This window comes from Sphingosinicella sp. (assembly GCF_052388015.1).
Lineage (GTDB): Bacteria > Pseudomonadota > Alphaproteobacteria > Sphingomonadales > Sphingomonadaceae > Allosphingosinicella.
The window spans coordinates 1-23855 of record NZ_JBQTIN010000043.1; the positions used below are offsets into that span (position 1 = coordinate 1).

Annotated in this window: 22 protein-coding genes and 1 pseudogene; 13 read left to right on the forward strand and 10 right to left on the reverse strand. The window is 67.2% G+C overall.

The features are described from left to right. Together ACT4N3_RS03880 and ACT4N3_RS03885 are read left to right on the forward strand one after the other, a co-directional pair. Positions 1–412, forward strand: a 412-nt coding sequence (locus ACT4N3_RS03880) for an aldehyde dehydrogenase family protein (protein WP_444853895.1), incomplete at its 5' end; no start/stop codon positions are given. A 103-nt stretch (positions 413–515) separates the two neighbouring features. Then, positions 516–2669 (forward strand): M3 family metallopeptidase, encoded by a 2154-nt coding sequence (locus tag ACT4N3_RS03885; protein ID WP_444853896.1) that lies wholly within the window; start codon positions 516–518, stop codon positions 2667–2669. 32 nt (positions 2670–2701) lie between these two features. On the opposite strand, the gene ACT4N3_RS03890 is transcribed toward ACT4N3_RS03885, so the two are convergent. From ACT4N3_RS03890 to ACT4N3_RS03900, 3 genes are read right to left on the reverse strand one after another with little or no spacing between them, the layout of a single operon-like run. Further along, positions 2702–3322: a hypothetical protein gene (locus tag ACT4N3_RS03890; RefSeq protein WP_444853897.1), complete on the reverse strand. Its 621-nt coding sequence runs from the start codon at positions 3320–3322 to the stop codon at positions 2702–2704. A gap of 55 nt (positions 3323–3377) precedes the next feature. Continuing rightward, entirely contained in the window at positions 3378–5411 is a 2034-nt protein-coding gene (locus ACT4N3_RS03895; protein WP_444853898.1) for a CHASE2 domain-containing protein, read from the reverse strand. 1 nt (position 5412) lies between these two features. Then, entirely contained in the window at positions 5413–6483 is a 1071-nt protein-coding gene (locus ACT4N3_RS03900; RefSeq protein WP_444853899.1) for a phosphotransferase, read from the reverse strand. A gap of 273 nt (positions 6484–6756) precedes the next feature. Here ACT4N3_RS03900 and ACT4N3_RS03905 point away from each other — a divergent pair, with 273 nt between their 5' ends. The 5 genes from ACT4N3_RS03905 (at position 6757) to ACT4N3_RS03925 (ending at position 10274) form a co-directional block, all read left to right on the forward strand. Beyond that, a complete protein-coding gene (locus ACT4N3_RS03905; protein WP_444853900.1) occupies positions 6757–6891 on the forward strand; it encodes a hypothetical protein in 135 nt (44 codons plus the stop codon). 79 nt (positions 6892–6970) lie between these two features. After that, positions 6971–7954, forward strand: coding sequence for a HEAT repeat domain-containing protein (locus tag ACT4N3_RS03910; RefSeq protein WP_444853901.1), 984 nt, complete (start codon positions 6971–6973; stop codon positions 7952–7954). After that, positions 7942–8886: a transposase gene (locus tag ACT4N3_RS03915; protein WP_444853902.1), complete on the forward strand. Its 945-nt coding sequence runs from the start codon at positions 7942–7944 to the stop codon at positions 8884–8886. The genes ACT4N3_RS03910 and ACT4N3_RS03915 overlap by 13 nt, the downstream gene beginning before the upstream one ends. An 85-nt stretch (positions 8887–8971) precedes the next feature. Next, positions 8972–9529, forward strand: a complete 558-nt coding sequence (locus ACT4N3_RS03920) for a tetratricopeptide repeat protein (protein WP_444853903.1) — start codon at positions 8972–8974, stop codon at positions 9527–9529. 100 nt (positions 9530–9629) lie between these two features. Further along, positions 9630–10274 (forward strand): superoxide dismutase, encoded by a 645-nt coding sequence (locus ACT4N3_RS03925; protein WP_444853904.1) that lies wholly within the window; start codon positions 9630–9632, stop codon positions 10272–10274. Here ACT4N3_RS03925 and ACT4N3_RS03930 read toward each other — a convergent pair. Genes ACT4N3_RS03930 through dapF form a run of 6 tightly spaced genes read right to left on the reverse strand, consistent with a single transcriptional unit; the run spans position 10271 to position 15539 of the window. Then, on the reverse strand, positions 10271–11044 hold the full coding sequence (locus ACT4N3_RS03930; RefSeq protein WP_444853905.1) for an ABC transporter permease: 774 nt from the start codon (positions 11042–11044) through the stop codon (positions 10271–10273). The genes ACT4N3_RS03925 and ACT4N3_RS03930 overlap by 4 nt on opposite strands. Then, positions 11041–11976, reverse strand: a complete 936-nt coding sequence (locus ACT4N3_RS03935) for an ABC transporter ATP-binding protein (RefSeq protein WP_444853906.1) — start codon at positions 11974–11976, stop codon at positions 11041–11043. Before ACT4N3_RS03935 ends, ACT4N3_RS03930 begins: the two co-directional genes overlap by 4 nt. Further along, positions 11973–12611 carry an inner membrane-spanning protein YciB gene (locus tag ACT4N3_RS03940; protein WP_444853907.1) on the reverse strand — a complete coding sequence of 213 codons (639 nt, stop codon included), beginning with the start codon at positions 12609–12611 and terminating at the stop codon, positions 11973–11975. Before ACT4N3_RS03940 ends, ACT4N3_RS03935 begins: the two co-directional genes overlap by 4 nt. Continuing rightward, complete coding sequence (gene ftsY, locus ACT4N3_RS03945) at positions 12608–13507, reverse strand: signal recognition particle-docking protein FtsY (protein ID WP_444853908.1); 900 nt, start codon at positions 13505–13507, stop codon at positions 12608–12610. The genes ACT4N3_RS03940 and ftsY overlap by 4 nt, the downstream gene beginning before the upstream one ends. A gap of 23 nt (positions 13508–13530) precedes the next feature. After that, positions 13531–14760 (reverse strand): tRNA (N(6)-L-threonylcarbamoyladenosine(37)-C(2))-methylthiotransferase MtaB, encoded by a 1230-nt coding sequence (gene mtaB, locus ACT4N3_RS03950; protein ID WP_444853909.1) that lies wholly within the window; start codon positions 14758–14760, stop codon positions 13531–13533. After that, positions 14757–15539, reverse strand: coding sequence for a diaminopimelate epimerase (dapF, locus tag ACT4N3_RS03955; protein ID WP_444853910.1), 783 nt, complete (start codon positions 15537–15539; stop codon positions 14757–14759). The genes mtaB and dapF overlap by 4 nt, the downstream gene beginning before the upstream one ends. Positions 15540–15632: 93 nt before the next feature. Between dapF and ACT4N3_RS03960 the strand changes: the two genes are divergently transcribed. The 5 genes and pseudogenes from ACT4N3_RS03960 to ACT4N3_RS03980 all read left to right on the forward strand — a co-directional run bounded on the left by ACT4N3_RS03960 (position 15633) and on the right by ACT4N3_RS03980 (position 21937). Beyond that, on the forward strand, positions 15633–17534 hold the full coding sequence (locus tag ACT4N3_RS03960) for a CHASE3 domain-containing protein (protein WP_444853911.1): 1902 nt from the start codon (positions 15633–15635) through the stop codon (positions 17532–17534). A gap of 146 nt (positions 17535–17680) precedes the next feature. Beyond that, positions 17681–19141: a signal recognition particle protein gene (ffh, locus tag ACT4N3_RS03965; RefSeq protein WP_444853912.1), complete on the forward strand. Its 1461-nt coding sequence runs from the start codon at positions 17681–17683 to the stop codon at positions 19139–19141. Positions 19142–19164: 23 nt separating this feature from the next. Continuing rightward, positions 19165–19653: pseudogene (rpsP, locus tag ACT4N3_RS03970) on the forward strand (30S ribosomal protein S16); the annotation flags it as partial. Positions 19654–20035: 382 nt separating this feature from the next. Continuing rightward, the gene (gene rimM / locus ACT4N3_RS03975; RefSeq protein WP_444853913.1) at positions 20036–20518 is read left to right on the forward strand and encodes a ribosome maturation factor RimM; all 483 of its coding nucleotides are present in this window, start codon (positions 20036–20038) and stop codon (positions 20516–20518) included. 33 nt (positions 20519–20551) lie between these two features. Continuing rightward, the gene (locus ACT4N3_RS03980; RefSeq protein WP_444853914.1) at positions 20552–21937 is read left to right on the forward strand and encodes a sulfatase-like hydrolase/transferase; all 1386 of its coding nucleotides are present in this window, start codon (positions 20552–20554) and stop codon (positions 21935–21937) included. On the opposite strand, the gene ACT4N3_RS03985 is transcribed toward ACT4N3_RS03980, so the two are convergent. Continuing rightward, a complete protein-coding gene (locus ACT4N3_RS03985) occupies positions 21934–22851 on the reverse strand; it encodes an NAD(P)/FAD-dependent oxidoreductase (RefSeq protein ID WP_444853915.1) in 918 nt (305 codons plus the stop codon). The genes ACT4N3_RS03980 and ACT4N3_RS03985 overlap by 4 nt on opposite strands. A gap of 81 nt (positions 22852–22932) precedes the next feature. Between ACT4N3_RS03985 and ACT4N3_RS03990 the strand changes: the two genes are divergently transcribed. Next, the coding region (locus ACT4N3_RS03990; protein ID WP_444853916.1) for a serine hydrolase domain-containing protein at positions 22933–23855 on the forward strand (923 nt) is incomplete at its 3' end.

The window sequence follows — 23855 nt, forward strand, 5'->3', positions numbered from 1 at the left end:
GGAAGCGGTCGAAAAGGGTGCCACCCTGCTCTGCGGCGGCAAGCGCGACGGCGCGATGCTCGAAGCGACCCTGCTCGAAAATGTCGATCGCGACACCAAGATCAACATCGAGGAGGCGTTCGGTCCCGTCGCTTTCCTGATCAAGTTCAACGACTTCAACCACGCTCTTGAGATCGTGAATGATAGCAAGTTCGGGCTGCAGGCCGGCGTCTTCACCCGCGACCTCTTCCAGATGTTCGACGCCTGGGACCGGCTCGACGTCGGCGGCGTGGTGATCAACGACGTGCCGAGCTACCGCGTCGACAATATGCCTTATGGCGGAGTCAAAGAGTCTGGCCTCGGCCGCGAAGGCGTCCGCTTCGCGATGGAGGACATGACCGAGATCCGGAACCTGGTGATCCGCCGCACCTGATCCATGGCCGCATTGAATTGCCGACAACTTTGCCGCAGGAGCGGCGGCAAGCCGACGCCCTGGGCTCAACGCGGCGGCGATCGACGAGCGATGGAGACGATAGGTGAAGACGATCCTGTTGAGCGGCGCGGCGCTGGCCGCGCTTGGCGCGAGTGCTTTGATGGCCCAGTCCACGCAGCCTGAGGCGGCGAAGGCCGAGGCGAGCCGGACGATGCCGGACAATGTGCTGCTCGCCGACTGGCCCGGCGCTTATGACGGCCTGCCGCCCTTCGACCGGGTGACCCCGGAGCTGTTCGGCCCAGCTTTCGAATATGCCATCGCCGAGCAGCGGCGGGAGATCGCCGCGATCGCCGACAATCGGGCCGCGCCGACCTTCGCCAACACGATCGAGGCGATGGAGCGCGCCGGCCGGCGGCTCGGGCGAGTTGGCGCCGTGTTCGGGGTGATGACCTCGAACATGACCAACCCGCAATATCAGGCCGTGCAGCGCGAATGGGGGCCGCGGCTGGCGGCGGCATTCGACGAGATCGTGCTCAACCCGCGCCTCTTCCAGCGCATCCGCGCCCTCTACGAAGCGAGGGAGCGCTCGGGACTCGACCCATTGCAGCAGCGGCTGGTGACGCGCCAGTACGAGCAGTTCGTCCGGCGCGGCGCCCAGCTCAATCCCGAGCAGAAGCAGCAGCTTTCCGCCTACAACCAGCAGCTTGCGCGCCTTTTCTCACAGTTCAGCGAGCATCTTCTCGCCGACGAGCAGACCTTCATCACGGCGACCGAGGCGGAGCTGGCCGGCGTGCCCGAAGATATCCGCAACGCCGCGGCTTCGGCGGCGCGCGAGCGCAACCTGCCGGCCGGCCAGTATGCGATCGTCAACACCCGATCGGCGGTCGATCCGGTGCTGACCTTCGGCGACAACAGGGCGCTGCGTGAACGTGTCTGGCGCGCCTTCGTCAATCGCGGCGACAACGGCAATGCGAACGACAATAACGCCACGATCCGCGAGATCGTCCGGGTTCGCGCCCAGCGCGCCCGGCTCCTCGGCTATGCCAGCCACGCGCATTGGCGGATGCAGGACACGATGGCGCACACCCCGGACCGGGCGCAGGCGCTGATGGAGCGGGTCTGGCCGGCGGCGGTCGCGCGGGTCCGCGAGGAGGTCGCCGAGCAGCAGGCGCTCGCCCGGCGGCAGGGCCAGAACATCACCATCGAGCCCTGGGATTATCGCTATTACATGGAGCGCATCCGGCGGGACCGCTACAATCTCTCCCAGGACGAGATCAAACCCTATTTCCAGCTCTCGAACCTGATCGAGGGCATGTTCCATATGGCGGGGCAGCTCTATGGGCTGCGCTTCCAGGAGAATAGCGGCCAGGTGCCGGTCTGGCATCGCGACATCCGCACCTGGCGGGTGACGAACGCCGAGGGGCAGGACGTCGGCGTCTTCTACGGCGACATGTTCGCGCGCACCGGCAAGCGCTCGGGCGCCTGGGCGACCGCCTATCGCGGCCGATCAGGCCTGCTCGGCGACCGGCTCGTGCTCGCCTCCAACAACAACAATTTCATCCGTCCGGCGGACGGCCAGCCGGTGCTGGTCAGCCTCGACGACGCCAGCACGCTTTTCCATGAGTTTGGCCACGCCATCCATTCGCTGCTGTCGAACACCCGCTATCCGACGCTCGCCGGCACGCCGCGCGACTTCGTCGAATATCCGAGCCAGGTGCACGAGAACTGGCTGCTGACGCCGGAAATCCTCAGCCGCTATGCGCGGCATTACCGGACCAACGAGCCGATGCCGCGGGCGCTGGTGCAGCGGATCCTCGCGGCGCAGCAGTTCAATCAGGGCTTCGACACCGTCGAATATCTCTCGTCGGCGCTGGTCGACATGGCGCTCCATGTCCGGCCGGACGGCGAGGTCGATCCCGACGCGTTCGAGCGCGAGACGCTCACCCGTTTGGGCATGCCGCGCGAGATCGTGATGCGGCACCGGCTGCCGCAATTCGGCCACCTCTTCTCGTCCGACGCTTATTCGGCCGGCTATTATTCCTACCTCTGGTCGGAGACGATGGACGCCGACACCTGGGCGGCGTTCGAGGCGGCGGGCAATGTCTGGGACCCGGCGACCGCGCGGCGCTTCGCCGAGGTGCTGCTCTCGACCGGCAACGAGACCGACCGCGCCGAGGCCTATCGCGCCTTCCGCGGCCGCGATCCGGACGTGGACGCGCTGCTCCGGCGGCGGGGCTTCCCGACGGGCGCGCGTTAGGGGGATAGCGGGCGGTTCGCGCCGCCCGCCGCCTACATTCCCGGCAGGCTGTCGACCAGGAGGTCGAGCTGCTGCTGGCAGCCGTTGCGGATCAGCGTGTCCGCCATCGCCTGATATTCGGTCGAGACCGGGCCGATCAGCTTGACCTGGACCCGGGTCGGAACCGCGGTGCCGGCCTGGGTCAGCTCGTAGCTGGCATTGTTGGCGATCGGCATTGCACTCGGCCATGCCAAAGTCGCCGCGCCGGCTGGCCAGGTCGCCTGCTGGCTTGCGCCGCTCGGGCCGCGGATCGACAGCCGTGTCGCGCCGCTGTGGTCGGGCCGCCAGAGGGTCGCGCCGGTCGCGCTGGTCAGGCAGACGGTGCCGCCCGCGCTCACGTCGATCTGCCAGATCGAGGGCTGCGGCATGTTCGGGTCAAGCCCGGCGCTGCGCACCGCGCCGATACGGGCGCCGCTGTTGCTCGCGACCTGGGTGCCGGCTTGCGTGGACCGGAACGTGCCCGGCCCCTGAAAGGCGCGGGTGCCGCGCGAGGACAGGACCACGACGGTGTCGCCGGCCCGCAAGGTGAACGCCTCATTGTCGCCCAGCGACCGGCCGGGCCGGTATGACTGCGCGGAGGGGCCGGCGGAGCGGACAACCAGCACGTTGGCCATTGCGGGACCCGCGGCGAGCGCGAGCAAGGCGGCGGCGCCGAGGCGGCGCGTAAGCTTACTTTGAACCCAAGACAAAGTGACCTCCTGGACCTGCTGCTTCCGTTCTATACACGAAATGAGCGAGCGCTTCATCATCCGCGTGCGCACCTGAAATTTCCCTGAACCGTTCCAGCGCCGAAACATCCCCGCCGTCGAAGCGCGCCCACAGCTCGCAAAGCTCGTCGCGAAGCGCGGGCTCCATCCTGGTCGCGGGCTCCCAGACCACGATCGGCGTGGACCGGCCGATCAGCTCGATCCGGCCCATCGGCCGGAGCAGATCGAGGCCGGCGCGCGTCTTCGCCTCGTCGCTGATCAGCGCGATCGTGTGCAGCTGCTTGTTCGCCGATTCGAGCCGCGCGGCGGTGTTCATGCCGTCGCCGAACGCGGTATACTGGATGCGGCCCTCGCCGCCGAAATTGCCGACCACCGCATCGCCGAAATGCAGGCCGACGCGGGTGGAGCCGACCGGCGGCACGTCCGGGCCCGCGCCCGCCGCGAAAACGTCGCCGCCCTCCTGCATCGCGATCGCCGCCTTGAGCGCGCGCTCGGCGTCGTCCGGCCGGGCGATCGGCGCGCCCCAGAAGGCGACGACGGCGTCGCCGACGAACTTGTCGATCGTCCCGCCGTGGCGAAGCACGATCTCGCTCATCAGGTCGAGATAGGAATTGAGCAGCTCCGAAAGCTGCTCCGGCGTGATCGCGTGGGAGAGCTTGGTGAAGCCCTCCAGATCGGTGAACAAGGCATAGATTTGCGTCCGCTCGCCGCGCAGCGCCAGCCGGTCGGGATCGCGCAGGATCTCGTTGGCGATGTCCTTCGGGAGATATTTGCCGAGCGCCGATTGGGCGAAACGCTTCTGCTCGGCGCCGATCGCCCGCGCCGCCAAGCCGACGCCCAAAAAGGCGAGCAGCCAGCCGCCGCCCCAACCGAAAGCGGGCAGGCCGAGCGTGTCGAAATCCCAGAGCGCGAGCAGGAAGGGCAGGCCGGCGATCACGGCGAGCTGCAGGACAAGGGCGATGCCCAGCCGCCAGCCGCGCTCGAACAGGCTGGTCAGCGCGCCGCCGGCGACGACGAGAAGAGCGGCAAGCCACATGATCCAACCGGAAATCGGCGCCGGCATCCGGCCGTCCAGCTGCTGCTGCAGCATCTGGGCGTGGACCTCGATCCCCTTGGTCCAGCCGCGCGCGAACCGGGTCATCGGCGTCCTGAAATCGTCGAGGTCGTTGATGTCGCCGCCGATCAGCACGTAGCGGCCCTGAAGCTGCTCGCGGAAACCCGCCTCCACCAAAGGCCGTGCATCGGCGGGCAACTCCTCGACCATCGCGAGTGTCTCGATCGAGATTTTGGGGAAGCGGACATTGTTGGAATCGCCCGGGTCGACGAGCCGGTAGTCGACCATGCCGGTGTAGGTGTCGAATGCGGGATTGGCCGAGGTCATCGCATTGGCGAGGCGCGGCGGCAGATCGGGGTTGAGGACCGGCCAGCGGCGCATCACGCCGTCCGCCAGATCGGGTGCCATCATGATGCTCGCCGGCCGGACCTGTCCCGGCCCGATGCGACGGAAGAACTCGCGCAGGAAACGCTCCTGTTCGGGCTCTATCTGGCTTGGGTTGACCGCGTGCGTTGCGAAGGCGAGCCAGGTCGGCACCCGCATTGCGCGGAAGACGGCGATCAGCTCCTCGTCCTCGTCCTGCACCTGGTCGATCAGGATATCGATGCCGATCGAGCGCACGTTCACCCGGTTGAGCACGGCGAGCGCGCGGGCCAGCGTTCGCCGGTCGAGCGGCGAGCGCTTGCGCAGCCCCTCGAGCGTCGCGTCGTTGTAGACGACGAGGGCGATCTGCTCGCTGGGCTCGGCCGTTTCGTCGGCGTGAGCGAAGAAGCGCGTGTCGTACAGGGCGCGCTCCGCATCGCCGGCGAGCGGCACGGTCCAGCCGAAGCGGGCCAAATAAAGCCCGGCGGCGAGGATGAGCAGGCAGGCGAGCAGGCGCGGCCAGCCGATCTGCCTCAGATAGCGCAACAGGCTGCGGCGGGCGGCGTCCGTTTCGGCCATCTCAGCGCGCTCCCGCCTTCACGGCTTGCGCCCAGGCGAGCTCGGCGAGCGGCTCCAGTCCCTCGATCATCGCCGCGGCATGGGCGGAGGAGGCGTTGCCGCGCACATAGCGGCCCTTGATCCCGTGGAGAATCGCGGCGAGGCGGAAGAGGTTGAAGGCCATGTAGAAATCGAGGTCGGGAAGGCCCTCGCGCCCGGTCCGCCGGCAATAAGCGGCGACATAATCCGCCTCGGAGGGGATGTTCAGCGTCGCGAGATCGAGCCCGCCGAGCCCCGAGCTCATGCCGTGCGGCAGGCGGTACATCATCAGATGATAGGAGAAATCGGCGAGCGGATGGCCGAGCGTCGACAGCTCCCAGTCGAGCACCGCCAGCACCTCTGGCCGCTCGGCGTGGAAGATCATGTTGTCGCAGCGGAAATCGCCATGGATGACCCGTGACTGCGCCTCGTCGGCCGGGATGTTTTCCGGCAGCCAGGCGACCAGCCGGTCCATCGCCGCGACCCGCCCGGCCTCGACGTCCTCCAGATATTGCTTCGACCAGCGCCCGATCTGGCGCGCGAAATAATTGCCTGGCTTGCCATAGTCGGCGAGGCCGGCGGCGGCGGGGTCGATATTGTGAAGCGCGGCGATCGTCGCGTTCATCGCGTCGAAATAGGCGGGGCGGTCCGCGATCGGCACGTCCGGGAAGGTCGGCTCCCAGAAGATCCGGCCCTCGACCATCTCCATCACGTAGAAGGGCGTGCCAATGACGCTCTCGTCCTCGCTCAGGCCGAAAGTGCCCGCGACCGGGAAGCTTTGGCGGCCCAGCGCCGTGATCACCCGATATTCGCGGTCCACCGCGTGGGCGCCGGGCAGGAGGCGGCCCGGCGGCTTGCGCCGCAGCACATAGGCGCGGGACGGCGTGACCAATTTGTAGGTCGGGTTGGATTGACCGCCTTTGAACTGCTCGATGGTGAGCGGGCCGGCATAACCCTCGACATGCTCGATCAGCCAGCGCTCCAGTCGTTCCGCATCGAAGCGATGGGCGTCGCGCACCTCGGTCGTGCCGCTGTTCTGCGCGCTCCTGTCCATCGGCGGTCGTGATGCACCAGTAACGACGCCGGCTCAACCGCCCGCCGGCACCGGAAAAAATGCGACGGCTAAGACACTGAGTTAACAAGCTATTTAAAGAAATCGTAAAATTTTTGGTAACCATGCGACATGAATCCGGAGACGCCGCGACTAAGGGTGCGAGGAAGGCTTGAGCACCGCCCGGCCGGACACCCGCCGGAAAGCTTTTGGCCAAGCGAGGTGCTCAAGCTCTTCCTTCGAACGAATAGGACATTTTTCAGAGGGAGTTGGGACATGACGAAGAAGATCGACATCGCGAAACTGCCCGAGCTGGGCACCAGCGTCGGCATCCACGGCGCGGTCAAGCAGCAGGAGGTCGCCGGCCCCCTGTGCCTCGGCATCGTCGTCGCGATCATCATGGCGCTCTAAGCGTCCAGTTGATTTCAGGGATGAGGGGCGGAAGCGCATCGCGCTTCCGCCCCTTTCCCGTTCCGGCTAAGCTCGCCCGATGATCCCGAGCCCCGCTTTGGCCGCCTGGCTGGCCGACCCGCAGGCGCAGCAGGCGTCTTATGCGCGGGTTCTGGAGAGCGCGGCGAAATGGGGCCTCGATCCGTTGATGACCCAGCTCGAGCGCAAGCTTTCGGAGCTGGACGCGCCGACGCCGGACGCCATTCTCGCGCTCGCCGACGACTTCATGGACAACACGGCAACCCATGCCCGTCTGTTCGACGACATGATCGCCGGCTGCCGCGCCGATCCTTTCTTCCGGCCGCCTTTCTATCCGCTGTCGGGCGACATCCACAGCGCGCTGCTGCTGTTCAACAATCCGCTGCTGTCGATCGCGCTCGGCGTGACCGGCGTCGATCAGCTCGCCGCGAAGAAGCTGGCCCATGGCGGCAAGGGCTCGATCGCCTTTTCGGGCCTGGTCACGAAGTTCCGCTATCTGAAGGCCGGCGGCGCGACCCTGTCCTTCTGGGAGGCCGATGCAATCGGCAGTGATTTCGTCGCCGCGCAGGCGGGCACGGCGCGCTTCGTCGGCCAGCGGCGGCTGGAGGATGGCGAGGAGATCCTGATCGACGGCCGGCGCGAGAGCTTCGTGATCGAGCATGCTTGCGCGGACATGGTCTATCTGCAGGCGATGGTCCGTACCGGCGGCGCGCCGGTGACGGCCGAATATAGCCGCGAGACGCTGGGGTTCCTCAGCGCCAGCAGCACCGACGAAGTCAGCTCGCGCATCCAGATGATGGTGTCGCTGCTGCGGGCGATGGACCGCGAGGATGCGCTGCCGCTGATGGAGAAGGAGCTGGAAAGTCCCCGTTTCTACACCCGCTGGCATGTGATGCGCGAGATGCTGGCGCTGGACGCGGAAGCGGCGCTGCCGGCGCTGAAGCGGATGGCGGCCGGCGATCCCCATCCCGAGGTCCGCGCCGCGGCGGCCAGTACGCTGGCAACGTTCTTCCCGGACGAGCAGGCGGCGGCATGCCCCGCTTGATTGCCGCCGATGCCCAGGAAAGCTGGACCCTGGCCGAGCTGGTCGAGCATGTCGAGACCACCGGGCTCGACACGCGCGACGAGGACAATTTCGCCCACTTCGGCCTGGCACTGAAGAAACTCGCCAACAACCGCTTCTTTCTCGCCGACCTGATGATCGCGGAGTTGAAGGACCGCTGCGACGACCAGGTCCGCGACAACCAGTACAGCGCCCAGGTCGTGATGCTGCACGTCAGCAATTCAGGCTATCTGATCCGGGCCAATTTCTGGCCGGCGATGCAGGACAGCGTGATCCGCCACAGCGGCACCGATCCCTTCCTCTACCATGTCCCGCACGACCACAATTTCTCGTTCCTGACCGTCGGCTACCTCGGGTCCGGCTATTGGAGCGACTATTACGAATATGATTATGGCGAGGTCGTCGGCTATCCCGGCGAGCCGGTGAACCTCAAATTCGTGGAAAAGGCGCGGCTCGATCGCGGCAAGGTGATGCTCTACCGGGCGCACCGCGACATCCATTTGCAGCTTCCTGCCGACGACATGTCGGTTTCCCTCAACATTCTCGAAACCTCGCCGAGCGCCACCTTCCGCGATCAGTATCGCTTCGATGTGGAGACCAATCGAATTGCCGCGGTGATGACACGCATGTCGCTGGAGCCGATGCTGGCCCTCGCGGCCCAGTTCGGCGGCGAAGCGGGCGCGGCCCTGCTCGCCGATTTCGCCGCCGGCCATCCCAGCGACCGCGTCCGCTGGTTCGCGCTCAAGGCGCGCGCGGCGGCGTCGGCGGCGCTCGACGACCGGCTTGCGGTTTATGCTGAGGGCGCGCGCTCGGACAGCTTGCTGGTGGCGGCGATGGCGAAGCGCGAGGCGGAGAGGATCGAGGCCGGGCGAGCCTGGATCGCGGCAGCGCCGCCTGACGTGGTGCCGGCCTGATCCCTCTTCGCTTTATGATGGCCGGTCGCTGTCGATCATGCTATGTGCGGAGCGTGTGGGCTTTGACTTTTTGAGGAGTCGTCCCATGATCTCTCGCAAGCTTCTGCTCGCCGCCTTGCTCGGCGCTGTGGCCGTCCCGGCCGGCGCGAGCGTGCTGGTGATCGGCAACAGTTCGGCCCGGGCCTGCTACGAAGCGGCGGATTCGGGGCTTGCCCCGGATGTCAGCGATCTTCGGACATGTGACGAGGCCCTTCGGAACGAGGCGCTCGCCGCGCACGATGTGGTCGCGACCCATGTCAATCGCGGCATCCTCAGGCTCCGGCGGAATCAGGTCGACCTCGCCATGGCCGATTTCGACAGCGCGATCCGGCTCGATCCCCGCCAGCCCGAAGCCTATCTGAACAAGGGCGCGGTCTATATCCGGATGGAGAACCCGACCGCGGCGCTGCCCTTGTTCACTGCCGCGCTGGAGCGCAACACCAGCCGGCCGGAACTCGCCCATTACGGCCGGGCGATCGCCAACGAGACGCTCGGCAACACCCGCGCCGCCTATGACGACTATCGGCGGGCGAGCGAGCTCAGGCCCGAATGGCAGGAACCGCGCGTCGAGCTGCGGCGTTTCCGGGTCGTCGAGCAGCCCTGACGACCGCCGCTTCGCGGCCGCCTCTCTCGACACATCTTGCGCCGTCGGCCGCCTCTTTGGTGGCGCGCCTGCGGCATGTCGCCGATGAGGAGCCGCGCACATGGCGTTTCAGTTGATCGATCTTCCCTTTTCCCGGACCACGCTCGGCCGCTTCATGTCGCCCGAGACTTTGGATTTTCATCACGGCAGGCATCACCGGGCCTATGTCGACAAGGTCAACAAGGCGCTCGGCGACGACGCGCGGGGCTCGCTCGGCGACGTGATCCGCGGCGCCAAGGAGCGAGGCCACACCGGCTTGTTCAACAATGCGGCGCAGATCTGGAACCACAATTTCTTCTGGCGCTGCCTCGCAGCGCCGGAAGGACAGCGCCCGTTGGGCAAGCTCGCCGACATGATCGCCGACGAATTCGGCTCGATCGACCAATTGCTGGCGAAATTGAAGGAGGAAGCGGTCGGCCATTTCTCGAACGGCTGGGCCTGGCTGGTGCTCGACCGCGGCAAACTCGCCATCACCTCGCTCCACGACGCCGACACGCCGGTCGTTCATGACGGGATGAAGCCGCTGCTCACGCTCGATGTCTGGGAGCACGCTTATTATATCGACTATCGCAACGAGCGGCCGAAATTCGCCGAGAGCGTGCTCGGCAATATCGTCAACTGGGAGTTCGTCGCCCAGAATCTCGACGGCGAAGGTATCGGACGTGCCGACCAGGAGATGGAGGCAACCGAATTGGCCGACGCCTAGGTCTTCAGCCGGTAGCCGGTCCGGAACATCCACCAGACGATTCCGAGGCAGAGGAAGAAGAAGCCCAGGGTCGCGGCGAGGCTCAGGCCGGCGCCGATGTCGGTCGTCGAGTAGAAGCTCCAGCGGAAGCCCTCGATCAGATAGACGACCGGGTTGAAATGGGTGATCGTCCGCCAGGGTTCCGCCAGCATCGAGACCGAGTAGAACGCGCCGCCCAGGAAGGTGAGCGGAGTCACGATCAGCATGGGGATGAACTGGATCTGCTCGAAATTCTGGCCCCAGATGCCGATGATGAAGCCGAACAAGCAGAAGGTGACGCTGATCAGGACCAGGAAGGCGATCATCCAGAATGGATGGTCGATCCGGATCGGCACGAAGAAGGCGGCGGTGGCGAGGATGACGAGGCCGAGCACGATCGACTTGGTCGCCGCGGCGCCGACATAGCCGATCACCGTCTCGAACGGCGAGATCGGCGCCGACAGGAGCTCGTAGATCGTGCCGACGAATTTGGGGAAGAAGATGCCGAAGCTGGCGTTGAAGATGCTCTGCGTGAACAAGGAGAGCATGATGAGGCCGGGGACGATGAACGCGCCATAAGCGACGCCGCCGGTCGCGTCGGCGCGGATATTGCCGCCGATGGCGGCGCCGAAGACGACGAAATAGAGCGAGGTCGTGATCACCGGCGTCACCAGGCTCTGCCAGAGCGTGCGCATCGCTCGCGCCATCTCGAAGCGATAGATCGCCCAGGTGCCGTAGAGATTGAAGTTCATCGCGCGCGCTCCTCGTGCACCAGGCTCACGAAAATGTCCTCGAGCGAGCTCTGCGTCGTGTTGAGGTCCTTGAAGCCGATGCCGAGGTCGCTCATCCGCCTCAGCAGCGAGGGGACGCCGGTCCGCTCGGCATTGGCGTCGAACGCGTAGAGCAGCTCATGGCCGTCGGCGTGGAGCTCGAGGTTCCACTCCGCAAGCTCGGGCGGAATGGTCTCCATCACGTCGGAGAGGTTCAGGGTCAGCTCCTTGCGGCCGAGCTTCTTCATCAGGACATTCTTCTCCTCGACCAGGATCAGCTCGCCCTTGTTGATGACGCCGACCCGGTCGGCCATCTCCTCCGCCTCCTCGATATAATGGGTGGTGAGGATGATCGTGACGCCCATGTCGCGCAGCTCGCGCACCAGGTTCCACATGTCGCGGCGAAGCTCGACGTCGACGCCCGCGGTCGGCTCGTCGAGGAACAGGATGTCGGGCTCGTGGCTCAGCGCCTTGGCGATCATCACCCGGCGCTTCATACCGCCCGAAAGCTCCATGATCTTCGCTTTGCGCTTGTCCCAGAGCGACAGGTCTTTGAGGATCTTCTCGATCCTGGCCGGGTCAGGCGCGCAGCCGAACAGGCCGCGGCTGAAGGTGACCGTGGCAATCACGGCTTCGAATGCGTCGGTGTGCAGCTCCTGCGGCACCAGGCCGATCTTGCGCCGGACGGCGCGATAATCGCGTTGATGGTCGAAGCCGTCGACGGTCACCGTCCCAGCGCTTGGCGTGACGATGCCGCAAACGATCGAGATCATCGTCGTCTTGCCGGCGCCGTTCGGCCCCAGCAGTGCGAAAATCTCCCCCCGGCGGATGTCGAGGTCGACCGGCTTAAGCGCCTCGACGCCGGTCGCATAGGTCTTGGCCAGGCCTTGGATCGAGATCACATTGTCACTCATTCGGGCGGTCCTTGCGGAATTTCGGCGGGCTGCTCGTCGGCGAGTCCGTGGCGGAGCAGCATCGGCACATTGGCGGCGGCGAACAGGAAAGTGGCGGGGATGAACAGCCAGAGCTTCGATCCGGCCCAGAATTCGGTGCTGGTCGTGCGCCAGATCGCTTCGTTGACCACCGCCATCACGAGGAAGAAGATCACCCAGTTCCGGGTCAGCAGATACCAGCCCTGCTCGCGCAGCCCCGGATATGCGCTGCCGAGCACGACCTTGAGCAGGTTGCGCTTCGTCAGCAGCCCGAACAGCAGCAAGGCGGCGACCGATGTGTAATAGATGGTCGGCTTCACCTTGATGAAGCGCTCGTCGTGCAGCCACAGCGTCAGGCCGCCGAAGACGACGACCATGATGCCGGAGAACCACAGCATCGGCGAAATGTGGCGGTAGCGGATCTGCGAATAGAGCATCGCCACGATCATCGCCGCCATGAAGACTCCGGTGGCGTAGAAGATGCGCAGCAGCGCCGGGACGGGGGCGAGGAAATTGGTCAGGAAGAAGAGGATCAGCGGGCCATAATCGATCAGCAGGGTCGCGCTGGGGCCGGGCCGGCGGGGTTCGGTCGCGGGCGGGTTGACGGTCTCGCTCATGCCGTCGCTCCGGCAATCGCCCGCGCCGCCTCGCCCGCGTCGAAGGGGCGAAGATCGTCCATCCCCTCGCCGACGCCGATCGCATGGATCGGCAGTCCGTAGCGGTCCGCCGCCGCGACCATCACGCCGCCGCGCGCGGTGCCGTCCAGCTTGGTCATCACGAGGCCCGTCACCCCCGCCACTTCGCGGAACACCTCGATCTGCGACAGCGCGTTCTGGCCGGTCTGGGCGTCGAGGACGAGCACGACGTCGTGCGGCGCGGCCGGGTTCAGGCGGCCGAGCACGCGGCGGATCTTGGCCAGCTCGTCCATCAAATCCTTCTTGTTCTGCAGCCGCCCGGCGGTGTCGACGATCAGCACGTCGATCCCCTCGGCGGTCGCCTTCTTCACGCCGTCGAAGACGATCGCCGAGCTGTCCGATCCTTCCGGCCCCTTGATCACCGGCACGCCGGCGCGGTCGGCCCAGATCTGGAGCTGCTCGATCGCCGCGGCGCGGAAGGTGTCGCCGGCGGCGAGCAGGACGGAATAGTCCTGCTCCTGGAACAGATGGGCGAGCTTGGCGATCGTCGTCGTCTTGCCCGAGCCGTTGACGCCGACGACCAGAATCACCTGCGGCCGCGGGAAGGCGTCGATCTCCAGCGGCTCGGCGACCGGCGTGAGTATCTTCTCCAGCTCGTCGGCAACCACAGCGCGCACCGCCCGCTCGTCCAGCCCGCGCTCGAAACGCTCGGACGCGAGCCGCTCGCGGACCTTCGCCGCGGTGGCTGGGCCGAGGTCGGAGGCGACCAAGGCTTCCTCGATGTTGTCGAGGGTCGCCTCATCAAGCGCCGATTTGGTGAGTAACCCGGCAAGATTATCGCCAAGACGGTCCGAAGTCTTGGCGAATCCACTCCGCATCCGATCAAGCCACGACGTGTCGGTCAAAGCGCGGCTCCGATCAACGTGTCGTTCTCGATGCCGGCAATCCGCGCTTCAACCGCTTCGCCGTCGCCGGAACCCGTCACCCGCACCGGCGCGAAATTCTCCGCATGGCCCAGCCCATCGCGCTCGATCAGCACCCGCTGGCGGCTGCCGACCAGGCTCTCGAGCCACGCCGTCCTGCGCCGCGCGGCCGCCTCGCGCAGCGCCTTGGCCCGCGCCTTGATCACCGGCGCCGGCACCTGCGGCATCCGCGCCGCGGGCGTGCCGCGCTTGCGCGAATAAGGGAAGATATGCCCCATCACGATGTTGCACTCGTCGATCAGGCGGAGTGAGTTTTCGTGCGCCGCCTCGCTCTCGGTCGGAAAGCCGGCGATCAGGTCGGCGCCGATCGCGATGTCCGGCCGCGCCGCCTTCAATCGCGCCACGGTCTCGATCGCCTGCGTGCGGCTGTGCCGTCGCTTCATCCGCTTGAGGATCAGATCGTCGCCCGACTGGAAGCTCATATGGAGGTGGGGCATGAAGCGCGGCTCGCCGACGGCGAGCTCGAACAGGCGCTCGTCCAGCTCGATGCAGTCCAGCGAGGAGAGGCGAAGGCGCGGCAGATCGGGGACATGACGAAAGATGCGCTCGATCAGCGCTCCAAGCGTCGGCGCGCCGGGCAAATCGGGGCCGTAGCTGGTCACGTCAACGCCGGTCAGCACGACCTCCCGAAACCCCTCGCCGACCAGCGCCTTCACGCGCTCGATCACCAGCCCGGCCGGCACCGATCGGCTGTTCCCGCGGCCGTAAGGGATGATGCAGAAGGTGCAGCGGTGGTCGCAACCATTCTGCACCTCAACGAACGCCCGCGCCCGCTCGGCGAAGCCGGCGACGAGATGCGGCGCCGTATCGCGCACCGCCATGATGTCGGAAACGCGGACGCGCTCGGTGTCGGGCAGGAAGGCGCGGAAATCGAACTTCTCGCGATTGCCGATCACCCGCGCCACCTCGGGCATCGCCGCGAAGGTCTCGGGTTCCACCTGCGCCGCGCAGCCGGTGACGATCACGCGGGCGTCCGGCCGGGCGCGCTTGGCCTTGCGGATCGCCTGCCGGGTCTGCCGCACCGCCTCGTTGGTGACGGCGCAGCTGTTGACGACGATCAGATCGTCCGCGTCGGCTGTCAGAGCGCGCATCGCCTCGCTTTCCGCGGCGTTGAGGCGGCAACCGAGCGTAATCACCTCGACGCTCATGCGACGAGCTCGCCGTCATAAACATGGGTCGCAGGGCCGGTCATCCGGATCGGACCGCCCTTTTCCCACGCGATCGTCAGCGCGCCGCCCGGCAGGCGCACGTCGACCGGGCTCGCCGCCAGCCCGCGCGAGATCGCCGCCACCGCGGTCGCGCAGGCGCCGGTGCCGCAAGCCTGGGTTAGGCCCGCTCCGCGTTCCCAGACGCGGAGCTTGATCGCACCGTCCGCCATGCTCGCGACATTGACGTTCACCTGTTCCGGGAAGAGCGGATCATGCTCGATGATCGGCCCCAGCCGGGCCAGGTCCACCGCGTCGGCGTCGGCAACGAAGAAGACGACATGCGGGTTGCCGACGTTGACCGCGCTCGGCGCCTCAAGCCCGTCCCAGCCGACCGGCATGGCCGCCGTGTCCATCGCATAAGCGAGCGGGATTTCGGCCCAGCCGAAGCGGGGCTGCCCCATGTCGATTGTCGCCCCGCCGCCGTCCGCCCGCGCGGTGAGGACGCCGCCGACGGTCTCGATCGTCGTCGCTCCGAGCAGCGCGACGCAGCGCGTGGCGTTGCCGCAGGATTCGACCTCGCTGCCGTCGGCGTTCCAGATCCGCATCCGCACGTCGGCGATCGCCGAGGGCTCGAGCACGATCACCTGGTCGCAGCCCACGCCGGTGCGCCGGTCGGCGATCACCCGCGCCCGCGCCGCGTCCATCGCCACCGCGCCCTCGCGGGCGTCGAAGATGGCGAAATCGTTGCCGAGGCCGTGCATCTTGCGGAACCGGGTCATGCCGGAGCGCGATCTAGGTGCTGGTTCGGGCCAAGTCCACCGCCGCGCCACCCGCCGTTTGATTCACGCATCGCCGCTGCTATGCCGCGCTCCGTGAGGGCGGAGATGATCGGGCCAGAGCAGGCGAGCGCAGGTCCGGCCGCGCGGCGCCGCGGGCCGCTCGCCCTCTATGCGGGCTTCACCTTGCTCATCGTCTCGGTGCTGACGTCGATCTGGTTCACTGTCCGTCAGCAAGATGCGTTCGATCGGGTCAATCACACGCTCGGCGTCGAAAGCGAGCTCGCTCTGGTGACGGCGCGGCTGCAGGAGGCGGAGACCAGCAGTCGCGGCTTCCTCCTTACCGGCCGCAGCGATTTCCTGCAGCCTTATGAGGAGGCGATGCGGGCCCTGCCGGCGGATTTCATCCGGCTGCGCGCGCAGCTCGCCGACAATCCCGCGCAGCTCACGCAGCTCGATCAATTGCGCGCTCTGGCGACCGAGCGGATGCACTATCTGCGGCTGGGCGTAGCCTATTACTGGCGCGGCGTTCCCAGCCCGCCTGAACACTTTCTGCGCGGCCAGGCGATCATGGGCCGGTTCCACGACGTCGCGGAGGAGATGAAGGCCGAGGAGGACCAGCTGCTCGTGCTCAGGACCGCGAACGCCAACCAGCAGGCGCGCTGGGCGGCGACCGCGCTTGGCGTCAGCGCGCTGCTCGTGATCCTGCTGCTGCTGCTCGCCATTCGCGAGAGCCGCAAGCGCCTGGCCGAGGCGGAAACGGCGCGCGACGCGCTTGCCGAGACCAACCGCCGTTTGACCGAGGAAGCGGAAAGCCGCGAGACCGCCGAGGCGGCCGTCCGGCAGATGCAGAAGGTCGAGGCGATCGGCCAGCTGACCGGCGGAATCGCACATGATTTCAATAATATGCTCGCCGTCGTGATCGGCTCTCTCGACATGGCGAGCAAGCGGCTCGCCAATGGCGAGGCGCCGCGCGCAATGCGACTCGTGGACAATGCGATGGAGGGCGCGCAGCGAGCAGCGCGACTCACCGCGCGACTGCTTGCCTTCTCGCGCCAGCAACCGCTCGATCCGCAGGCGATCGACGCCAACAAGCTGGTCGGCGGCATGTCGGAAATCCTGAACCGGACGATCGGCGACGATGTCCGTATGGAGACGGCGCTGGCCGGCGATCTGTGGCTGACCTTCGCCGATCCGGGCCAGCTGGAAAATGCCGTCCTGAACCTCTGCATCAACGGCCGCGATGCGATGCCTGAAGGGGGCAGGCTTATGATCGAAACCGCGAACTGCCGTCTCGACGAGGCTTACGCCGAAGCCCATCCCGACGTCACTCCGGGCCAATATGTAATGGTTTCCGTGACCGACACGGGCGCGGGGATGCCGCCCGAGGTCGCCGAGCGCGCCGTCGATCCCTTCTTCACCACCAAAGGCGCGGGCAAGGGCACGGGCCTCGGTCTCAGCCAGGTGCACGGTTTCATCCGCCAGTCAGGAGGAGATCTCAGAATCCATTCCGAGCCCGGCCGGGGCACGACGGTGACGCTCTATCTGCCGCGCCACCAAAGCGAGGTCGGGGCGGACGCCGCGTCCGTCACGGACGCGAGTCAAAGGCCTGGTCCGCCGCGCGCCGATGGCGAGGTCGTGCTGGTGGTGGAGGATGACGATCGGGTGCGGCATGTCTCGGCGGACGCGCTGCGCGAGCTCGGCTACACGGTGATGCAGGCGCCGGACGCGCATCATGCTTTGGCGATGGTGGCGATGCGATCGCGCATCGACCTGCTGTTCACCGACGTGGTGATGCCCGACATGAACGGGCGCGAGCTGGCGGAACAGGCGCTGACTGCCCGGCCCGACCTCCGGGTCCTCTACACGACTGGCTACACGCCGGACGCAATCGTCCATGAAGGCGCACTGGACGCGGGCGTGGACCTGCTGCCCAAGCCATTCACGGTCGATCAGCTCGCCCGCAAGGTCCGGCAGGTCCTCGACCGCGAGGGCTGAGCTGCTGCTTGCGATTCTCGCCGCTTGCCGCTATCTGGCCGCCATCCCGACCACGGGTGAGTTTTGAAGCGCCACGCGCGCACGCTGGCCGGCGAGGTTTCGCCCGCCGGCGTTTTTCGTTTGGCGGCTTCAGCGAGGAGCGATTGATGTTCGAAAGCCTTGGCGATCGTCTGTCCGGCGTGTTCGACCGGCTGCGCGGGCGCGGCGCGCTCAGCGAGGCCGACGTGCGCGCGGCGATGCGCGAGGTCAGGATCGCTTTGCTCGAGGCCGACGTCGCGCTCCCGGTCGTCCGGACCTTCGTCGACAAGGCGACCGAGGAAGCGGTGGGTCAGCAGGTGCTGCGCTCGGTCACGCCTGGCCAGCAGGTGGTCAAGATCGTCCACGACACCCTGGTCGAGATGCTGGGCAGCGAGGAAGAGGGGCTGGACCTCGCCGTCACGCCACCCGCGGTCGTGATGATGGTCGGCCTTCAGGGCTCCGGTAAGACGACCAGCACGGCCAAGCTCGCCAAGCGGCTCCAGGACAAGGAGCGCAAGAAGGTTCTGATGGCCTCGCTCGACGTCGCCCGGCCGGCGGCGCAGGAGCAGCTTGCGGTGCTCGGCCGTCAGGCGGAAGTGGCCACATTGCCCATCGTCGCCGGTCAGCCGCCGGTCGAAATCGCCCGCCGCGCTCTCAACGCGGCGAAGCTGCAGGGTTTCGACGTGCTGATGCTCGACACGGCCGGCCGTCTGCACGTCGATCAGGCGCTGATGGACGAGATGAAGGCCGTCGCCGAAACGTCTCAGCCGCAGGAGGTTCTGCTCGTCGCCGATGCGATGACCGGACAGGACGCGGTCAACGTCGCCAAGAGCTTCGTCGATCAGATCGAGCTGACCGGCGTCTTCCTCACCCGGATGGACGGTGATGCCCGTGGCGGCGCGGCTTTGTCGATGCGGGCGGTCACCGGAAAGCCGATCAAATTCGCCGGCGTCGGCGAAGGCATCGACAAGCTTGAAGCCTTCCATCCGGAGCGCGTCGCCGGCCGCATCCTCGGCATGGGCGACGTCGTCAGCCTGGTCGAGCGGGCGCAGGAGACGATCAAGGCCGGAGAGGCCGAAGCGATGGCGGCGAAGCTCGCCAAGGGCCAGTTCGATCTCAACGACCTGCGCGCCCAGCTTCAGCAGATGCAACGCATGGGCGGCCTCGGCGCGCTCGCCGGCATGATGCCCGGCATGGGCAAGATCAAGAACCAGATCAACGAGAGCGGCGTGCTGGAGGGCAACGTGCTCGGCCGGCTTGATGCGATCATCACCTCGATGACGCCGAAGGAACGGACCAAGCCCGACATCCTGAATGCCAAGCGCAAGATCCGCGTCGCCAAGGGCTCCGGCACCACCGTGCAGGAGGTGAACAAACTCCTGAAGATGCATCAGGAAATGTCCACCGCGATGAAGAAGATCCGCAAGATGGGCGGGCTCGGCAAGCTCGGCGCCTTGTTCGGCGGAGGCGGCATGGGCGGCCTGGGCGGTCTGGGCGGAGCCGGCGGCCCGCCGCAGCTTCCGCCCGGCGGGTTGCCCGGGCTTCCCGGCGGCGGCGCCCCTTTCAATCCCAATCAGTTCAAGAAATAAGTCTCTAGAAAGGAACGACAAAAATGGCAGTAGCAATCAGGCTGGCGCGCGGCGGCGCGAAGAAGCGGCCCTATTACAAGATCGTCGTCGCCGACGCCCGCAACGCGCGCGACGGCAAGTTCATCGAGCGGGTCGGCAGCTACAATCCGCTGCTTCCCAAGGACAGCGCAGAGCGGATCAAACTCGACGCCGATCGCATCAAGCATTGGCTCTCCGTCGGCGCGCAGCCGTCAGACCGTGTCCATCGCTTCCTGGACGCCGCTGGCATTCTGGAGCGCGCCGCCAAGAACAACCCGAAGAAGGGTGAGCCGGGCGAAAAGGCCAAGGAGCGCGTCGAGGAGCGGGCTGGCAAGGAAGCCGCCGCCGCCGAGGCCACTGCGGCGCCGGCCGAAGAGGCTCCCGAGGCTGAAGCCGAGACCGTCGAGGTCGCGGCCGAGGCGATCGAGGAGGCCACCCCCGAAACCGCCGAGGCGCCGGCCGAAGAGACTGCCGCCGAGGAAACACCTGAAGCCGAAGCCCCGGCCGAGCAGGCTGCAGCTGAAGAGGCTCCGGCTGAGGAAGCTCAGGCCGAGGAGACGCCAGCCGAGCACGTTGCCGGCGAGGAGGCTCCGGCCGAGCAGGAAGCCGAAGCGCCGGCCGCCGAGGCTGAAGCCACCCCTGCCGCCGAGGCGACCAACGAGGGCGAGTCCGCCGAGGCACCGGCCGAGGGCAGCGACGACGCCGCTCCCGAAGAGGGCGCGGAGAAGGCCGAGCAGGCCTGAGGTTGAGCTCCGCATTATCTGATCCCCTCCCCTTGATGGGGAGGGGTTGGGGGTGGGGTCAGCAGTCGAGGCATGCCGAGTGCATGGAGGCATTCACCCCCACCCTGACCCTCCCCCATCAAGGGGGAGGGAAGTGAGTAGCAACCAGATCACCCTCGCCGCCGTCGCCGGAGCGCATGGCGTGGGCGGCGAGGTCCGCCTCAAACTGTTCGCCGAGGGGCTGGACAGCCTCAAACGGCAGCAGACCCTCTTCGCCGGCGATCGGCCGCTAACCCTGAAGTCGATCCGGCCCGGCTCCGCCGGCGCGATCGCCCGCTTTGCCGAGATCGCCGATCGCGCCGCCGCCGAGGCACTGCGCGGATCGTTGCTGTCGGTGCCGCGCGCGGCGCTGCCGCCGCTCGAAGAGGGCGAATATTATCATGCCGACCTGATCGGCCTGCCCTGCGTGACCGATGCCGAGCGTCCACTCGGCACGGCCGTCGCGGTCGAGAATTTCGGCGCCGGCGACATCGTCGAGATCGAACGGCCGGACGGCAGCCGCTTCATGGTCCCGATCGCGAAAGCGGTCCGGATCGAGGCCGACCGCCTGGTTGTGGACGAGGCCTTCGCGCAATAGTCTCACGCCGGGCATAACTTACGGGGCGATTCCATGATCCTGGCGACAGATCGGCGCGAACTCCTTCGGGGCGCCGGCGCGCTCGCGCTGGCCGGCGCCCTGGCCGGCTGCGACGCCCTGGCCCAGGCTGCACCGCGCCGGCCCAACATCATCTTCATCCTCGCCGACGATCTCGGCTACGCGGATGTCGGCTGCTACGGCCAGCGCGACTATCCGACACCGCGGATCGACTCGCTTGCCGCCGGCGGCGTCCGCCTGACCCAGGGCTATGCGAGCAGCTGCGTCTGCTCGGCGACCCGCATCGCCCTGATCACCGGCCGCCATCAGCAGCGCCTGCCGGTCGGTCTCGAGGAGCCGATCAACACGCTGGACCCGAGCCTCAGGCTGCCGCCCGGCCATCCGACCTTGCCGTCGCTGTTGAGGCTGGCCGGCTATCGAACGGCGCTGATCGGCAAATGGCATATCGGCCTCAACCCGGCCGCCGGCCCGCTCGACTATGGTTATGATCGTTTCTTCGGCTATCCGGGCGGCGGCACCAATTATTATCAGCAGCCGACCGGCGGCACCCCGGCGACGCCGGATGTGCTGTTTGACGACCGCACCCAGGTGCGCAGGCCCGGCTATCTCACCGACATTCTCGGCGACGAGGCGGTGCGCTGGATCGGCAACGGCCAGGGGCCGTTCTTCCTCAGCCTCCATTTCAGCGCGCCGCATTCGCCTTGGGTCGCGCCCGGCGACCAGGCGGCAGCCGCCGGCTGGACCGACACGTTCGACCGCAATCGCGGCAGCCTCGCCACCTTCGCCCGGATGGTGATGGCGATGGATGAAAATGTCGGGAAGGTGCTCGACGCGGTGGACCGGCTCGGCCTCGCGAACGACACGCTCGTCGTCTTCACCAGCGACAATGGCGGCGACCGCTTCTCGGATATGTGGCCGCTGACCGGCGCCAAGGGCGAGCTGCTGGAAGGCGGCATCCGCGTGCCATTGATCCTGCGCTGGCCCGCCGGCCTGCCGGCGGCAACATCGCCGCAGGTCATGGCGTCGATGGATTTTCTGCCCACCTTGCTCGCCGCGGCGGGCGGCGCGCCCGATCCGGGCTTCCCGCCGGACGGCGAGGATCTGCTCCCCACATTGCGCGGGCTCGCGCCGGTTCGCGCGCGCCGGCTGTTCTGGCGCCACCGGACCGCCGACCAGGCGGCGATCCGCGACGGCGACTGGAAATATCTGCGCCTCGGCGGGCGCGAGCATCTGTTCGATCTCTCCCGCGACGAGCGCGAGCGCGCTGACCGCAAGGCCGACGAGCCGCAGCGCTTCAGCGCCCTTAAGGCTGCTTATGAAGCGTGGAACGCGACCATGCTGCCCTATCCGGCGAACAGCTACAGCTACGACATCAAGGACATCGACGCCGACCGCTACTAACGCAATAGCGGCTGCCGCTCGGCCAGATCGTTGCGGATCGTCGTCGCCGCGACCCCGCCTTCGCCCATCGCATGGCTGATCTGGTCGAGCCCGATCACCACGTCGCCTGCGGCGTAGAGGCCGGGCACGTTTGTCCGCTGGTGCCCATCGACGCGAATGCAGCTGTCGTCATTGAGCGCCGCGCCGAGCTGGCAGGCCAGCTCGTTGCGCACATCCGATCCCAACGCCGGATAGAGGCAATGGAACAGGAGCCGGTCCTGCGCTGTCTCCACGGCGATCCGATCGCCGTCGATCGCAATCGAACGGCAGGGGCCGTCGACGCGGGCGATGCCCGCGTCGGCCAACGTCGTCCGGTCGGTTCGGTCCAAATCGTTCGCCATGTCGGGAGCGATCAGGGTCAGGTCGGCCGTGTAGCCGCGCAGGAACATCGCTTCGGCCACGCCATGGCTGTCGTCGCCGATCACGCCGACGCGCTTGTCGGTGACCTCATAGCCGTCGCAGATCGGGCAGTAGCGGATCAGCCCCTTCGCCAGTGCTGCGTCATGCTCGTCCTCCTCCATCGGCGGCCGGCGGTTGCGGACTCCGGTGGCGAGCAGCACGGTCCGCGCCCGCACCGGGCCGGCCCCCCATTCGATCCGAAAGCCGTCTTCGTCGCGGTCGATCCGGGTGACGCGCCCGGTCTCGATCGTGGCGCCATATTTTTGCGCCTGAACCTTCATCAGCGCGAGCAGGTCGCTGCCGGATATGCCGTCCGGGAAACCCGCATGGTTGCGTGTGCAGGGGATTTGCGCCGCCCGGCTGTCGCCGGCGTCGAGCACCTTGAGCGAGAGATGGAAGCGAGCGAGGTAGATCGCGGCGGTCAGCCCGGCCGGGCCGCCGCCGACGATCAGGCAATCGAGAATATCGTCATCCATCGCGGCTCCAAGCCTGCGGCGGCCCGGTTGTTCCGCCCGCCGTGAACGCTTATCCCGGCGCGGGCTCCGGGAGGAAGACGAATGCGTTCGATGTTTTTCGCCGCCTTGCTTGCGGTCGCCGCCCCGGTCGCCGCACAGCCGGCGCCCGCCGGCGGCCCGATGCAGGCGCCAATCGAGCGGATCAGCAACGAGCTCGACCCCTATTTCTCCCGCTACCGGACGGAGCAGCATGTGCCGGGCCTGGTCTACGGCATCGTCGCTGGCGGGCAGCTCGCTTATGTCCAGACCTTCGGCAGCCCGACCAACGATCCGCAGGGCGTCGTCACGCCGGACACATTGTTCCGCATCGCCTCGATGTCCAAGGCGTTCACCGCGCTCGCGATCCTGAAGCTGCGCGACGAGGGGCGGCTCAGGCTCGACGCGCCGGCTGAGGACTATGTGCCGGAGCTTCGGCGCTGGCGCTATCCGACCGCCGACAGTCCCCGCATCCGGGTCCGCGATCTGCTCAGCCATGTCGCCGGCTTCGTGACCGACGATCCGTGGGGAGACCGGCAGCAGGTGCTCACGGAGGCCGAGTTCACCAATATCCTCCGCGAAGGCGTGCCTTTCACCCGCGCGCCGCAGACCGCGTTCGAATATTCCAACTTCGGCTATGCCTTGCTCGGCCGGATCATCACCAATGTCTCCGGTCGGCCCTATCAGGACTATATAAGCGAGGAGATCATGCGCCCTCTGGGTATGGAATCGAGCGGCTATGACATCTCCCGCTCGCCGGTGGCGCGCCGGGCGATCGGCTATCGCTGGGAAAATGACACCTATGCTCGCGAGCCGGACATGCGCGACGGCGCGTTCGGGGCGATGGGCGGGGTCCAGACCAGCGCCCGCGATTATGCCCGCTGGGTCGCCTTCCTCCTCTCCGCCTGGCCGGCGCGCGATGGGCCCGAGACCGGGCCGGTGCGCCGCTCGACGGTGCGCGAGCTGGCCCAGGGGCTGAACTTCGTCGC